The organism is Chitinophaga sp. CF118 (assembly GCF_900112615.1).
GTDB lineage: Bacteria > Bacteroidota > Bacteroidia > Chitinophagales > Chitinophagaceae > Chitinophaga.
Genome location: NZ_FOMK01000012.1, coordinates 24,200 through 40,115 on the forward strand (window position 1 = coordinate 24,200; position 15,916 = coordinate 40,115).

Below are 15,916 nucleotides of genomic sequence, written 5' to 3' on the forward strand. Positions count from 1 at the left end.
AAAGGATTTTATGCATTTGTTGCTAAAACAGAAAGTTAAATGGTTCATACTGCTGATTTTATTGGCAGTAGCTGGTAATATTCAGGCACAATCAATCACAGTATTAAAGAAGGTACTGGATGGGAGTAAAGGGCAGATAGCTACCGATTCTACAGTTATAGTAAGAGATAGTATCTATTTTGTAGATCTTCCTCAACTGGATACCCCGTACCTTGTAAAGAACATTATCACCCTCCGGATCAATGAATATTCGACAGTAAAACTGCCCACTGTATTCAGTGCTACTGTCAATTTGCGGATCATCTACACCCGGCCGGACCTGGAGGTTGACTCAATTGATAAGACACTCACACTCAACTATTCAGATACGAGTGCTTATACAAGCAGGACCGGTTTTGTATTTAACAATGCCCACAGGGTAGAGGTGAAGATCTTAAGTGTGTCTACAGATGCCAGTTCGGACGTGTTGCCTGTACTACTGTTAGAGAATGAGATGGATATACATCCTGTTTATAAATTGTCGTGTATAGGTAATGCAGTGCAAAGTATTAGTTATATCCCACCGGCAGATTCTGCAGATCAGATAACGGTTAACTGGGACGGAATAACAGGTGCTGATGTATATGATCTGGAATGGACTTATGCGGATTCAAGTGCACTGGCAAATGAGAAATATGGTAATCCTATAAGCCCGTTACTATTATTCCGTAACAATGCATCCCGGGTTACACTCGCAGATACTAAGTACAATATTCCCCTGATGTATGACAGTAAAGGGGTACTGTTTTTTCGTGTAAGAGCTGTTCAGGAAAAGAAGAATAACGTACGCATTGAAACTGCCTGGAGTTCCACCACAGCCGGAGGCTTGGGTAGTTATAGCTATGATGGGCATCACCGCTCACTCAATTGGCAGTCAAATATCAGTTTTGCAGAAGATGGTAAGCGGAAAGTATCTGTTCAGTATTTTGACGGAAGCCTGCGTAACAGACAGATTGTGACTAAGGATAACAGTACCAATACCATTATCGTTGGCGAATCTTTATACGATTACCAGGGCCGTCCGGTGATCCAGGTGATGCCGGCTCCTTCACTGGGTAATGTGATCAAATATTCCCGCAATTTCAATGTAGCCCTTAATGGCTCCGAATACGACAAAGGCAATTACGATACGCTGCTTGCTCCGGAAGATTTCCTCACCACCAGTGCAAATGGTATGTCTTCAATCAAAGGTGCTAACCAGTATTATTCCTCCGCCAATCCTGAGAAGGACAACGGCTTTAATAAATATCTGCCAGATGCAGGTGGTTTTGCCTTTACAGAAACATCCTACACACAGGACAATACCGGCAGGATCAGCAGGCAGAGTGGTGTAGGGCCTGTATACAAACTGGGAAGTAACCATGAAACAATATACGAATATGGCTCTCCGGGCGAAAATGACCTGGATGTATTATTCGGAACAGAAGCCGGAGAAAAAACGCACTACTTCAAGAATAGGGTGAAGGATGCTAATGGGCAATATGCAGTTTCTTATCTGGATATGCATGGTCGTACTATTGCTACTGCTTTAGCTGGTATGCCGGATAGTGCGAACCTGGAAAACTTATCGTCCAATGTTCCTTTTGAGGTAACAGATACCTTATCGCGTCCGAATAGTAATGTGATTAAAGACCTGGTCCTGGAAAGCAGCCAGAGTCAATTGGTGGCATTGGATACCGTCTATCAGTTTAAATACACTTTAATACCTCCTGTACTGCAAAAGAAGGATTGCGACAACAATACTATTTGTTATGTTGGCCGTTACGATCTGGAGATAAAGATCACAGATGATGTGTTCAACCAGCATCTTGGAGGACAACCATTTGATACGATCCTGCACAACTACACGGCAGGATCTATCATCACGGATTGTGGTGACCCTCAGCCTATAACAGTAACCTTCTCCCGCCGCCTGCCCAGAGGGAATTATGAGATCACTAAACGGTTGACAATAAACCGCACAGCCCTGGAATACTACAGGGATAGTATTTTCATGAAGAAGAATCTGTGTACTACTATTGAACAGTTTGTACAGGAACAGAGAACATTATTATTGAGTACACAATGTGTTCCTGATTGTAAGTCGTGCCGGGATAGTATAGGTACCTGGGAAGCTTTCAAGGTTAATTATATGCGTCGGGCAGGTATAGAATCAATAGATACTGTAGAAATTAAAGCAGCTTATGCAGCGGCTATTGAGGCCTGTGATGCTTTGTGTAATGAAACATCGGACCTGACCGGTATCCGTAATGCGATGTTGGGAGATATGAATCCGGCTTCATCCGGACAATATGCCAATGTGGAGGATACTTTGGATATTTATTCTATTTTTTATCAAAAGGATGAAAATACAAAACCACCATATCAGCGTGACACAATTCATTATACGGACGGAGCGAACCATCCTGATAGTGTGTATAATGAGTTGACCAATACATATGTAATTCCTCAAAAATTAACGGCGGCACAGTTTACTGCTAAATTTAAAGCATCCTGGGCGGATTCTTTACTCAAATTCCATCCGGAATATTGTAAGCTGTTGGAATATCAGAAACATCAGTCCAGCCATAATTGGGACCGTAAATTTGAAGCTGTAGATAGTTATAAAGATGCGAGAGACAGTGGTTATCTGAATCCTACGGCAAATAGTACGTTCGGCTTTACAGTTGTGACAGCGCACAAAGACTCTCTGGCAATGGAAAGTGCTGCACAGCAACAGGCGTTGGAAGATCTGCTTAAAAATTATAATAAAAGAAGTGGTTCGGAAATACTGTCTATGTGGAGTGTAGCTACTATTACGTTGAAATGTACCGACGCTGCTACCAGTTCCAACTGTTTTAACACTTATGGAACAAGTGCTGCTGCATTTAATGAGAGCAATATGTGTACTGGCGATCTGGATATGGCATGGCGCAATTTCCGCCAGATGTATCTTACCGTAAAGAAGAACATTATCAATGATAAATTGAAGGGTTTGGATTGTGCTGGTGCCACGGGAGCAAAACTGGTTGCCGCATGTAAAACATTGAATTTCACAAATGTTTCGGATGTTCTAAATCAGAATGGACTGGATTACATGAATACTGCTGCATCCGGCACTGTAAAGGATTCTAGCGATGCAGCACTGGCAAGATCTTATGCAGCTAATTGTAATAGTTATGTTAGTGCGTGGGTTAAACAGTTATCTGGCTGTACTTACTATGATACCGCTGCACTGAATAATGATATAATTCCTAAACTATTAAATGTATGTAAGGAGGGGGCAGATATTGATCATCCTTATGGAGCCAGCACCACAAAGCCTGGTAGTACCTATACTTATAGCAGCTTCCAGGCAGTATTAAGTGAATATAACCAGTTGCATGGTATTAATGATACTCTGAACTGTAATATATACCAGATTACTTCTCCCAGGCCTTATGATAAACAGATTGCTTACGGTGACAGAGAATCTTATACTAAGCCAACTGATTGTGAATGTAATAACCTGCACACATTACAAACAGAATTCAATGCCAATAAGAAGCCGGTAGACAGTAGCTTCTCTGCCTATCTATACAGGACCCGGGGAGTATCTTTGACAACTTTGCAATTAAACCTGTTATTAGCCAGCTGCGATACATCGTCCAATAATAGCTGTACGTATTTAGCTACACCGGTCACAATACCTGTTCTTATTCAGTGTAATATAGCGCCACCATGTGCTTATTGCGAGGATATTGATACGCTATATAACCGGTTTGCCAGAACATATCCTGGTATAGTTCCTCAGAAAGCAGATACTAATACTCTACAGCAAAAGAAAAACCAATTGTTTGCTGCCTATATGAACCACAATCTTGGGTTTGGTAAGCAGGCATGGGAATATCTTACATTCATGGATAGCTGTAAATTGTATAATTACAAAGACAGTTCAGTTTGTAAAGATGCAAACCCTGGGGAACAAAGGATAGATACATATTCAAATGATAGTACAACAATTTTTGAAGATGTTATCAGTACTGCTGATAGTGGGTTTCTGATGGTTGGACGGGTGAAAAATGCTGACGGTAATACGGATGGTTATATTGTAAAAACGGATGCGCAAGGGAATGTTTTATGGTCGAAAAGTTATGGTGGATATCGTGATGATTATTTTAACAGGGCAAAAGTGACTACTGACGGTGGATATATTGTTACCGGTACAGTACGAGGGTATGATCTGAAGGAAAGTGGTATTCTCCTTGTTAAAATGGATAGTGCAGGAGTTGTTACATGGAGTAAATCAGTTGGCTATTATACTACATATGGAGAAACAGGTGCCGATGTTATTCAAACAAGTGATGGTGGATATGCTTTTTCCGGAAGATGGAATATAACTAATGGTTTGGCTGATGGATTGTTTGGCGCTGTAAGAAGTGATGGAACAGGCATATGGGTAAAGAGGATAGGAAAGGGCAGCGGAGATGAAGGGTATTCTATGGTGCAGAATAATGATACATTAGTAATAGTTGGATGTACTTATTTTGCTGAGTATAAACCAGTAGGACGTTTTAGTGGAGTGGTATTAAAAATCAATAGGGGTACAGGCGCAATTATAAACAGTTATGAGTATGATTTGGGAGCAGGTATTCCGGCATCTTCTTTCTCAGGACAAATTTACAAAAGACCCTATGGATACCTGCTGAATTTTGCACTCACCAATACAGGTACTGGCAAAACAAATAATAGCCTTGTTAAGATTAATGAAAATGGAGCTATAATTTCTGCAAAAACATTATCCCGTCCTTTAGGCAATGATGTTACACAATTGACGGCTGTTAGTCCTGTTGCAGATGGAGGTATTATTGCTGTACAGAATGTTGTATCATCTCCTTATCAGCAGGTAGCCTGGCATAAAATAAATTCAAATAATACAATTGCCTGGTCTGATCTTGTCAGATTAAATGGTAAGACTAACTTAAGTCGTATTATAGAGAATTCAGACCATAGCATTTCCGGGGTTGGCTATTATGGAAATAATGCCTTGTTAATGCGGACGTTAATATCTGGTAAATTCGGATGTAGTGATACCGCTATTAATGTTACTTATGACACTATACCAGGAATGGTAGCCCGAAATACGATTGTATGGTCCTATAATTTCTCATTATCTGTTGATTCAATTAAAGAGATAAAACTTGTAACGAAATCATATAGACCTGTACATGCTGTATTGGACTGTAATGGTAACAATACTTGTGTTCCTTCCAGTAACAGACTTTTACTTTGTGGTAATGCCACTCCGTTATTCCCGTCAGTTTCAACTGACTCCATTAATAACTGTTCAGACAATGAATTCTTCGCAGTAAGCAAAGGGACTGAGCTCTTCAAAGCCTACCGAGACTCTGTGAAGAACAACTTCGAAGACGACTATATTGCTACGAGCCTCCAGGCAGGACAAAAAGAAGTCTTTACTGTTCATTATGCCACCAGTGAATACCACTATACTTTATACTATTATGATCAGGCAGGCAATCTCTTAAAGACCGTTCCTCCTGCGGGTGTGGTAATCGATCGTTCCGATAACTGGATTAACCGCGTAAAAGCAGCAAGAGCAGCAGGTGATACCCTGATGCCTCCTCATCGGATGGTAACACAGTATCGTTATAATACCCTCAATCAGGTAGTCGCACAACAAACCCCTGATGCAGGAACCAGCAAATTCTGGTATGATCGTTTAGGTAGATTAGCCGTTTCACAAAATGCTAAACAGACATTACTGAATCAATACAGTTATACGACTTATGACGTACTCGGTCGTATATCTGAAGTAGGAGAGATTACCAGTGCAACTGCTATGACGAAAGAAACAAGTCGGAATGCTGCAACTTTAGCAACATGGATCAGTAACGCTGCGGCCTCCCGCACACAGATCACTGTCACAAACTATGATCTTGCTTATTCTGCAATAACACAGTACTATCTTTCTGCTGCAAATCTGCGCAATCGTGTATCGTGGTCCGCTATTTATAATACAGCGGAAGACCAGGATAATGGTAAACATGCCGCTGCTACTTTTTACAGCTACGATATCCATGGTAATGTTGATACATTGTTACAGGATTACAAACTGGGTGGAATGAAGGATGCCGGTCACCGTTTCAAAAAGATGGTGTACCGCTATGATCTGATCAGTGGGAAAGTAAACCAGGTGGCATACCAACCTGGCAAGCCAGATGCTTTCTATCATCGTTATAGTTATGATGCAGAAAACCGGATCACGAATGTAGAAACCAGTCACGATAGTGTTTATTGGGAAAACGATGCGTATTACCAGTATTATAAACATGGACCGTTGGCAAAGACTATTATAGGTCAGCAACAGGTGCAGGGACTGGATTATGCGTATACACTGCAAGGTTGGTTAAAGGGTGTTAATAGTACTGCTTTGACTCCTGCTTATGATATAGGGCATGATGGGGCTACTGGTAGCATGATTGCTAAAGATGTCTTTGGATTTGCATTGCATTATTATGGTAGCCGGGATTACAGTCCTGTTAGCAACTCTGTAAAACCATTTGCAGAAGCAGTGGGATTGAATCCGTTGTTCAATGGTAATATTGGCGCTATCAGTCAGCATTTGTCGTCGTTAGGCACACCATTAATGTATTCATACAACTATGATGTATTGAACAGACTGAAAAAGATGCAGGCATCAAATGGCTTAAATGTCACCAATAATACCTGGACACCAGTTACCTTACCAGACTTCAAAGAATCGATAAGTTATGATGCAAATGGTAATATTCTCACTTACAACCGTAAGGGGAATAACACTTTTGCGGGTAAGCCATTAGGAATGGACAGCATGGCCTACACTTACCAAACTGGTACCAACAAGTTGGATTTCATTGACGATAAAATTGACAATGCTAATTACGACAACGATATTGATAACCAGTCAGCGGCGAACTATACCTATGATGCCATAGGTAACCTTATCACAGACAACGCTTCCAGCATCACCAACATTACCTGGACGGTTTATGGTAAGATTGCCAGCATCACCAGCTCCAACAAGCCTACTATTACTTACACCTACGATGTAGCAGGCAATCGTATTAGCAAAACCGTAAATGGCGTACAAACCTGGTATGTGCGGGACGCTACGGGTAATGTGATGAGCATCTATACCAAAGACGACCCAGCTATCAACAGCGGGGCTATTACCCAAACAGAAACGCATCTTTATGGTAGTAGCCGCTTAGGTATTAATACATTGAATACCAATGTTGATACAACATTGACACCTGAGTTTGTTAATTTGTCAGGCCTTGGTTCCGGATTTAATATTAATTTCATAAGAGGAAAGAAGTTCTTTGAGTTAAGTAATCATTTGGGCAATGTTCTCGCGACTGTATCAGATAGGAAAACCAGCATCTTTACAGGTAGTCTGTTAGATCATTACGAAGCCGATGTTGTTTCTTCCCAGGAGTATTATCCGTTTGGTATGCAGATGCCGGGAAGAGGGTTTAGTAGTGGTAAATATCGTTATGGGTTTAATGGGAAGGAGAATGATAATGAGGTGAAGGGGGAAGGGAATCAGGTGAATTTTGAAGCTAGAGCATATGATCCACGACTAGGAAAGTTCTTGTCTATAGATCCATTAACAAAGAATTATCCAAATAATAGCCCTTATATTTTTGCTGCCAATAATCCTATTACGCTTGTAGACGCACTTGGTATGTGGCCCGATTGGCCAACTTGGCTTAGTTGGCCTGATCACGCACCTTCGAATACGTGGGAATATATTCAGTATGGTTTTTATAAGACAGGCCAGTTTATACAAGAAGGACGACTTACTGGTTGGACAGAAACTGGTAGACAAAGGCAAAGCAAAGTATTTAATGCAGCAATGTCTTCAACGGCAGGAGGGGTTAATGGACTTAATAGCCGACTGAGTGGCGGGATGTTAAATAGAAGTCCTGAAAGTTTAGGCATAAATGAGGAGTATGCAGGTTACTATAAAGGAGGAACTCTGGTATCGCAGTCACTTCCAGGACCTGGAGCCTTGAACGGGACAGGAACGGCACCTCGCTTGAGTATGGTCAGTAATGGAGAAGGGATCACTACTAAAGCAGTGAATCTTGAAATAAAGAATGTTTCTATAGTATTAGCCAATGCAACTAATGGTCAAAACGATGGACAAAGTCAAAGTCAAAATACTCCAGGCCGTGTTCAGTCGCGTATTAATATTACTAAGGAAGGGTGGGAGCATGTACTAGACGAACATTTCTCAATGAAGAAGAAATCACAGTTTTTAGTATCAGAAAATAGACTTCGGTCATTGTTAAGAAGTTCAAATGTTGTGAATACACCCATTACGAGAACTTTAAACAGTAACGATGGTACTCGATTTGTTAGAGAAATAACGTTACCCGATATCATAGGTACTGACAAATTTAATGGGTATAGACCTACTAATATAATGACTGTTTTGACTGATAGATATGGAAATTTGGTAACCGCCTCACCAGGTATTATAAAATAATTTTCTTGTATTATGAAATTAATGGGATCTGAAATTGAGAAGGAGTTTCGAACGCAGCTTATAGAATCACATAAAGCACTCTTTACAGAGAACTATAATTCAATGCTGCTAGCAGTGTTGAAGAGATTATTTCCAAGTATGATTACTGCTTATGTGATTTACTGGATACCCGAACAGGGGGAAGATTTTTATTGGATATTAATAGATGATAAGTTGGTTGCAAAAATTGAAATAAATCATAATAAAACAGGGGATCCACAAGCTGAATTGGTAAGCATTGATGAGTATAAGCGCGGACTTAATAAATTGAGGCAAATACAATTATTGGTTGCTATGGATTTGGCAAGAAAAGACATGGATATGAGGGGTTAAGGCTTTTTGTGAAATAGAGTCTTCATTATTTATAAATTGCTCTGGCTTTAGTATCACGCAGCAAGCCATCCAAAGCATATGGGATGTATTGCTTGTCTGTATCGGAGAGATGCCTTAATATCTGTTACAGATATTAATCTGAACGCTGGTATCATCTGCATAAAATTTACTTCTACCACTAACAGTAGCAACAACTGGTACTTATGGAGCATTTAGTTATATAAATGCACTAATCGTAACTGAGGAATAATATTTATTTTCGTTATTATTGACAGGCATAAGGATACAAGTGTATTCTTATGCCTGTTGTTTTTTAAGGAGATTTTCCGGAATCCTGCTAATGATTATCCTACATTGCAAAAAGAACAAATACTTTAAGTGTATGATTTTAAATGCATAAATTTTCCTCAGCCTGCGATATCCATCAGCTACTCCAACATATAACACTTAATTTATTCGCTGAAAATAAAGGACAGCTAGTATGCAGATACTTCTTACTTGTATTTTCCCATTCTACGAGTGCTTTCATGGTAATTTCATGTATGGCTACTGTATATACAATCCCTATATAAGCCCTATATAAGCCCTCTATAACACCTCTATAACACCTCCTTATATAAGGAGGGATTATAGAGGTGTTGTATTTGACTTAATAATAGATTTTAGGCAAATCGTAGTACTTACAAACTACTATTTGACCAGGCTTAAAGGAGCAATAGATTTTATTGGGAAACCAGGAGGGTTATCAAACTATAAAAGGAGAGATATGGATGGTACATTTGTACGAACTCCCAAAGGTTCATCCAAAAGTAAAATTAAAACTGCTAAGAGTTTTGGCAGAAACAGAGAGAATAATCCCGAATGGAAAGGCTGCGGCAAGGCAGCCGGCAGAAACAGATGGGCAGTAATGTATGTAAGACATCTTACAGAGTGCCGCTGCTATATTTGAAACCGGAGTTGGTGCTATTTTGGTATGGGCTGTAGTGTTGACTGGTTTGGATAAGTTAGTGAACAGAACGCATATTGAAACAAATGGTTTGAAATCTCCCGCCAGAAGTGGAGGAAGTAAGAGTAAGATGGAGGGAGAGTGTCCCAATTTCTGATTTCATCAAAATAATTAAATGTCTTAAGAATGGAATCGACACTAGCAGCTGGTGCTTAGGAACTTTGTCATTAAGGTGGCAGCCATGATAGAAATTAATACACCCGGTCGGTCATCGACTGGGTTTATTAATTTATGCGTAATACCACAATTGATGGCAATTTTAAGCTTGTTTCGGAATACCCTTGTGTCCATCATGCCACGCAATAGGTAACAGAAAAAAATAAAAATTTAAATTTTAATGTTGTTACTTTAATCGAGTAAAACCCATTAAAAAGTGCAGAATATTAGTGAAATTAAAAAGATTCTAATTAAAGCAGGATGTAAACTTACGCCTTGTACAGATAAGGACATACTCTTGATTGAATCCACTTATAAATTGAAACTCCCCTTAGTTTATAAAGATTTTTTATTGACAATGGGAAGAGGTGCAGGGAAATTTATGCGAGGATCGTCTGTTTTTTTTGATGTGCTTTTTTCCCTCAATAAATGGGGGGGAGAATTGTTAGAAGAGCATGGTTTAGAGCCTTTACCTCCTAATGCTTTTGTCTTTTGGCTACATCAAGGATACCAAATGGCTTTTTTTAGAATTGGGGAGAGTGAAGTTCTTCCTATTTATTATTTTGGTGAAGAAGAATCGCTAAAAGGCATTAAGTTGAAGTTTAATAGCTTCATTGATTTTCTGATGGAGGAGTTGAAAATGTCAGATATCATTTGACTTTTATTAGTCGAGCATATTCATGGAAGAAATATTTAAACTTTGATTTGGCAAGCATTGTATCGATTACGCGGTACCGTGCTTGCCCGTTTTCTTCTTCAAGTTGTTCAATTAGACGCAGCTTCGCAGGAATCGTCTTGTCTTTGATTCTCACTTCTTTGGGTACCTGTAATACGTATTGAGAGATAACCAGTGCGACTACCATGACGAAAGATACCAGTCGTAATGTAAAAATATTTCCTAAAGTCGAAATGGGGGTACCTATAATCCAATAGAAATTTATCACTATGAATATTTGTTTTTTTATTCTTGCATTCAGTCTATTCAATTTTGATTATCAGGAAGATAGTATATTACAAAATATCAGGCATAAATATGCAGAGATTAATTCTAATTTAAGTCAATACAAGCGTACTGAAGAAACAAGAGCAGATGGTGTTGGAGAGGGAGGTGATATCGTTAGTTACTTATACAGGGATTCTGTTAAACTGATAATTGAAACTAATTATTGGGAGAATGGTAAAGAAAGGACAGAGTATTATTACGATAACAATGAAATCATTTTTATTTATGACATTAAGTATAAGTATAAAGTCCCGATATATGATTCTTCATTTAAAATAGGTGATAGCAGATTAGAGGAGAATAGATCCTACTTTAATAATCGCAGAATGATTAAGTGGATTGATGAGAAGAAAAAAATCATTCCTGTTAACAGTACTGAATTTGAAAAGAGTGAGGAGATTCAATTGGATTATTCATTAATGCTCATGAAGAGTGCATTGAAAAGTCGTTGATATATAGAAACTCGTCTCACTCGAACTCCAGGTACAAGGGGTGCGGGAACTTTCGGTAGTATAAAATATCGGATTTCTGGAGCTAATGGAAATCGATCAATGACTGCGCCAGGCAATAGGTAACCATCTTTTTTTACGGTTGATTTTATGATATTTATGCGTATTTTTTTTGTTCTTAGTTTGTTATTTAGTATTTCTCTCTCTGGGATTGCTCAGGTTAAAATTGTAAAGATTCCTGACGAGGGCTTTTATTTAAATTTTTTCTATAAACAACAAAAATCTGATTACATAAAGAATGATTCTACTTCTTATTTATGTAGGAAAATAAGTATGGATTCCTTTTATTTAGACAAGGTTGTTAATGAAAGGACAGAGTGGACAAAGATTTTTACGATTGGTCAATTAAAAGATAGGATGATTGTATATGTGAGACGTACTGGCTCAAGGGTTGTTAAAACAAAAAAGGAGTACTTTGTGGCCGAGCCTGTAGCACAATAGGAATTATCTTACTTCCATTTGGCGCAAGGCTATTCCACTTATGCCAGATAAGAGGCTTAAAGTAAAAGTCCAGCAAGTGTACGTATTTGTACGTGCTCGGGATTGAGGACAATTTAAGAGAAACCTGTTTAGTCGCCAGAAAGTATTTAAGCAATAAGACGTTCAAGTCAACTTCATATGTATATTCAGTAAGTAAAACCGGGAAATTTATGGGAAAACGTTCGATTTATTCATTATTTATCACAGTTGCGATTTGTTTCTGTTCTGGTTGTAGTATTCAACAAAAAAAGAAGGCTTCAGTTGAAATTGATAGTTTAAATACGGAAGGTGAATTTACAAAAGAGAATGTAATAGCGGCGGATTCACTTAGAGATGAACAGCTTGAAAATACAAACAATCCTCAGGGTGGAACGTCTGATAGCGCTTATCATGAAAGAACAATTAAACCAGCTATTTATTCTTTAAATGATCAGTTAAAGGTAGTATATTTTGAAGATTCAATTCAGGAAATTACCTGTGCGTTATATCTTAAAAGTGAGCTTGGTGTTATTGATTCTACACGAAGGCCAATTAATTATGCCAGTTTGCTCAATAATTTGGAAAGTAGCAAGGTGATGCTTATAATAAATAACACCAGCATCAAGTTGAATGCGAAGATTAGAGATTCTGAAATCATGATGCCAACATATCTTGGCTACTTCAGTTTGTTTAATAAGAATTATTTGTTGATTAAGATGAATCTTGTGTCAAGTATGAGTGGTGATTATTGGTATAATCTGTTGCTAGAAATAGATTCAGAAGGGGAAATTATTAATCAGCAAGGTATTGAAACAACAGGAGAAATAACTTTTATAGATTTAAAGAATCATATTTCTTAAAAGTCAATCTTACAGATATTATAAGAAGTTCATTATGGATAGATATTCCACAATGAGGGTAAGGTGAATGTTTCCCAAATGCAGGCTCATAATAATATCTCTTGAAAACAAGCAACTAATGAGTTTGTTGGTATGGATGGCATGAAAGTGTATCTTCATTAGTTTAACTCTTTTCGAATATGCGTAAGCGGGCTTATTATACTGTAAATGGAATAACCTTCTATCGTTTGATAGCGGCGCCGGTATTGATTTTATTGATATTTCTTGATCAGCCCGATATCTTTAAGTGGCTGCTTGCTGTTAGTTTTTTTACTGATGCGATAGATGGTTATCTTGCCCGCCGTTACAAGGTAACCAGCGTAATGGGTTCCCGGCTGGACTCCGTTGCAGACGATCTCACAATTGTAGCTGCCTTAGTGGGTATTTTTGTATTTATCCCTGGATTTATAAAACAGGAGATGGCTTTCATCATCCTGTTACTCATATTATACCTGCTACAAACCATTCTAGCCCTGATACGGTATCACAAATTAAGCAGTTTTCATACTTATACTGCTAAATTCGCAGCCGTGCTACAGGGAATTTTTTTACTGCTTATTTTCTTTTTAGATAAGCCTCCTCATGTATTGTTTTATATAGCAGCAATTTTCACAGCTATTGATCTTATAGAAGAAATTATACTTATACTGTTACTGCCTAAATGGAAAAATGATGTAAGGGGAGTGTATTGGGAGATGAAAAAGAAGCAACAAGGTAGGTAGCACATTTGTTGCCTTGTTAAGGTAGCTGAATAACTCAGTGTTCCGGTTGTGTGTTTGACGTGTTTTGGGTTGTAACGGGGATAGGGCTCCCATAGAGCGCAGGTAAAGCGGGGGTAGAATGGATTGAACCATTCTACCCCCGTTCTACCTGCGCTCTACCCCCGCTCTACCTACGCCCGAAGGGCGGTTAAACCCCGACCCCGTCCCGAACACTTCCCGAATACATTATAGAGACTAAGAAGGCACTTCCGTTTGTTTTATAGGTGTTGTCATTGCAACGTGATAACCTAAAAAGAAGAATGCTATCAGGGGTATTTCAAGAATAGACTCATACAAATATAAACTTTTAGAGTTTGCAAACGGAAGAAGTATAAAACTTAAAAAATGTGCGTTTGCCCATGATGCAATTTCGAAGGCAAATTCATTAAATAGCCAAAGCGAAATGTAGAGGAACAATATTCTTTTAAAAGTCAATAGTACTTTTTCAGAAACAGTCAGAGAGCAAATCGTCAACGCAAATAAAATTAACGGAACGTAAATTCGAAGATGAAAGAGTAAGCCCTGGAAATATATGGAAACTGCATTGCTTGGTGCGTGAACAATAGAATAACGCTCAAGTTTAAAAAAGATGTAGTCGATGAGTGAAGTGAGGATAAAGATGCCAAGTAAAAAGGTAATATCCTTCAAAGTTATTTTACGAATGAATAGATTGAATTTCCCTGATGTTTTGTCATTTGCCAAACGTGTGAATCCTAATGAAAATAGTGCAACAAAAAACAGGAAAACGGATTTTGTGAGATCCACAAGACTATAAGTGTCTGCCTTGCTATAACGGATAAAAAAGGTGTTAAGTAAACTTATTTGTTTTACTGAAACAGATCTGGCAAAGTCGCTGAAGTGAAGTAATAATGCTGCTCCCACAAAACAGAGAACTGTAAATACCAGCGTAACCCCGAAAGTCCGTCTTAGATATTTTTGATAATAATCAACAAAGTCTGATAGTAGTCCTTTAAGATAGGATGTAAAAGTCATAGGATGTAGGATTTGGCGTGTCCGCTAAAATGGACACAATAGTTTTACATTAATTGTCCCGGTATTCAGTTGGTAAACGGAACAAATATAAATATTTTAATTATATTTATAGTATTACTACCATCATCTTTAGTTGAATAATACCTATGAACTTTAGAATAACCTGGTTATGCCTTCTGCTCTCATTTATTATCCTTGAAGGGGCATCTTGTAATTCGTCTGATAATCAGCTTCCACACGGCAATGCAATTGACTCTGCAGCGGATAACAATAGTGAAATGGAGAATATTGAGAAGCCCGATGATGCTGATACTTCTATTCCAACAACTCATTTCCCCGAATTCCTGGACAAAAAATATGCATTGGACCCTGTTGAAGAACAGAATATTCATGCAGAATTTGATGTTGTAGAAAGCAACTCGTCAAACAGGACAATCAAAACATCTTCCATTCACCTGAAGGAGTTAAACATTGATTATACATATACCTACTTTAAAGCTGCTGATTCAGGTATTGCCGAAATTAACGTGAACGGCGAAAAAAGAACCTTTGTTAATGGAGATGGTAAAGATACGCGGGACTATGGCGATCTCGATCTGAACCAGGGATTGACATTCTATACCATTGCAGGTGAAAAATATCTCTTAATATCCTGTAGCCCGATAGGTGCACAGAGCTGGTTTAGTACAATTATATATGGGATGCTGATTAAAGTATCTGATAGTAATAATGTAATGCTGTTGTCGACTTTTTCATTTCCTGAAGATCCTTATCTGACAGGAGATTTCTATATAAGACAAGACCGGTTCAATGGTAAAGTGTTCGCTTTAATAGCTTCTCCCGCAACGTTTGATGTTCACAGTTACCCTGACAATATTTTCCTTACTATTAAGGAATTGCATCTGTGAAAACAGGATACTATACCCCTTTGTAAGTCCACTTACTATCTAATATCTGGAAGGGGTGTAAAAAATATAAAAACTAAAATGGATAAAATAATTCCTCTTGATACTGGCATCAGCTATTCCTGTGATAGCTGATACGCAGCATCAGTACCGTGTTTTACACAGTCATACACTACATGTAATCCGGTTAAATATCTAATTTCAGCTGAAAAATATATACTGTTTGATTTGTTAATATATAATGTACGGTGAGAATTCACTTTAAATTTAGATGGTGTTGCGATATTCTATATAATAAATAT

9 protein-coding genes are annotated in these 15,916 nt (G+C 38.3%); 8 read left to right on the forward strand and 1 reads right to left on the reverse strand.

Annotated elements, in window-relative coordinates:
• Positions 1–10: 10 nt before the first annotated feature.
• The 7 genes from BM176_RS28545 to BM176_RS28585 all read left to right on the forward strand — a co-directional run bounded on the left by BM176_RS28545 (position 11) and on the right by BM176_RS28585 (position 13,677).
• A complete protein-coding gene (locus tag BM176_RS28545) occupies positions 11–8,551 on the forward strand; it encodes an RHS repeat domain-containing protein (RefSeq protein WP_090107819.1) in 8,541 nt (2,846 codons plus the stop codon).
• A 12-nt stretch (positions 8,552–8,563) separates the two neighbouring features.
• Positions 8,564–8,923: a hypothetical protein gene (locus BM176_RS28550; protein WP_090107820.1), complete on the forward strand. Its 360-nt coding sequence runs from the start codon at positions 8,564–8,566 to the stop codon at positions 8,921–8,923.
• A gap of 1,379 nt (positions 8,924–10,302) precedes the next feature.
• Entirely contained in the window at positions 10,303–10,743 is a 441-nt protein-coding gene (locus BM176_RS28560) for an SMI1/KNR4 family protein (protein WP_090107822.1), read from the forward strand.
• Positions 10,744–11,030: 287 nt separating this feature from the next.
• Positions 11,031–11,540, forward strand: coding sequence for a hypothetical protein (locus tag BM176_RS28570; RefSeq protein ID WP_090107824.1), 510 nt, complete (start codon positions 11,031–11,033; stop codon positions 11,538–11,540).
• 156 nt (positions 11,541–11,696) lie between these two features.
• Positions 11,697–12,038, forward strand: coding sequence for a hypothetical protein (locus BM176_RS28575; RefSeq protein WP_143097948.1), 342 nt, complete (start codon positions 11,697–11,699; stop codon positions 12,036–12,038).
• 209 nt (positions 12,039–12,247) lie between these two features.
• On the forward strand, positions 12,248–12,916 hold the full coding sequence (locus tag BM176_RS28580; protein WP_090107826.1) for a hypothetical protein: 669 nt from the start codon (positions 12,248–12,250) through the stop codon (positions 12,914–12,916).
• Between the two features lie 179 nt (positions 12,917–13,095).
• Entirely contained in the window at positions 13,096–13,677 is a 582-nt protein-coding gene (locus BM176_RS28585) for a CDP-alcohol phosphatidyltransferase family protein (protein ID WP_090107827.1), read from the forward strand.
• Positions 13,678–13,911: 234 nt separating this feature from the next.
• Here BM176_RS28585 and BM176_RS28590 read toward each other — a convergent pair whose 3' ends face one another.
• Positions 13,912–14,709, reverse strand: a complete 798-nt coding sequence (locus BM176_RS28590) for a hypothetical protein (protein ID WP_090107828.1) — start codon at positions 14,707–14,709, stop codon at positions 13,912–13,914.
• 146 nt (positions 14,710–14,855) lie between these two features.
• Here BM176_RS28590 and BM176_RS28595 point away from each other — a divergent pair, with 146 nt between their 5' ends.
• On the forward strand, positions 14,856–15,617 hold the full coding sequence (locus BM176_RS28595; protein ID WP_090107829.1) for a hypothetical protein: 762 nt from the start codon (positions 14,856–14,858) through the stop codon (positions 15,615–15,617).
• Positions 15,618–15,916: the final 299 nt, after the last annotated feature.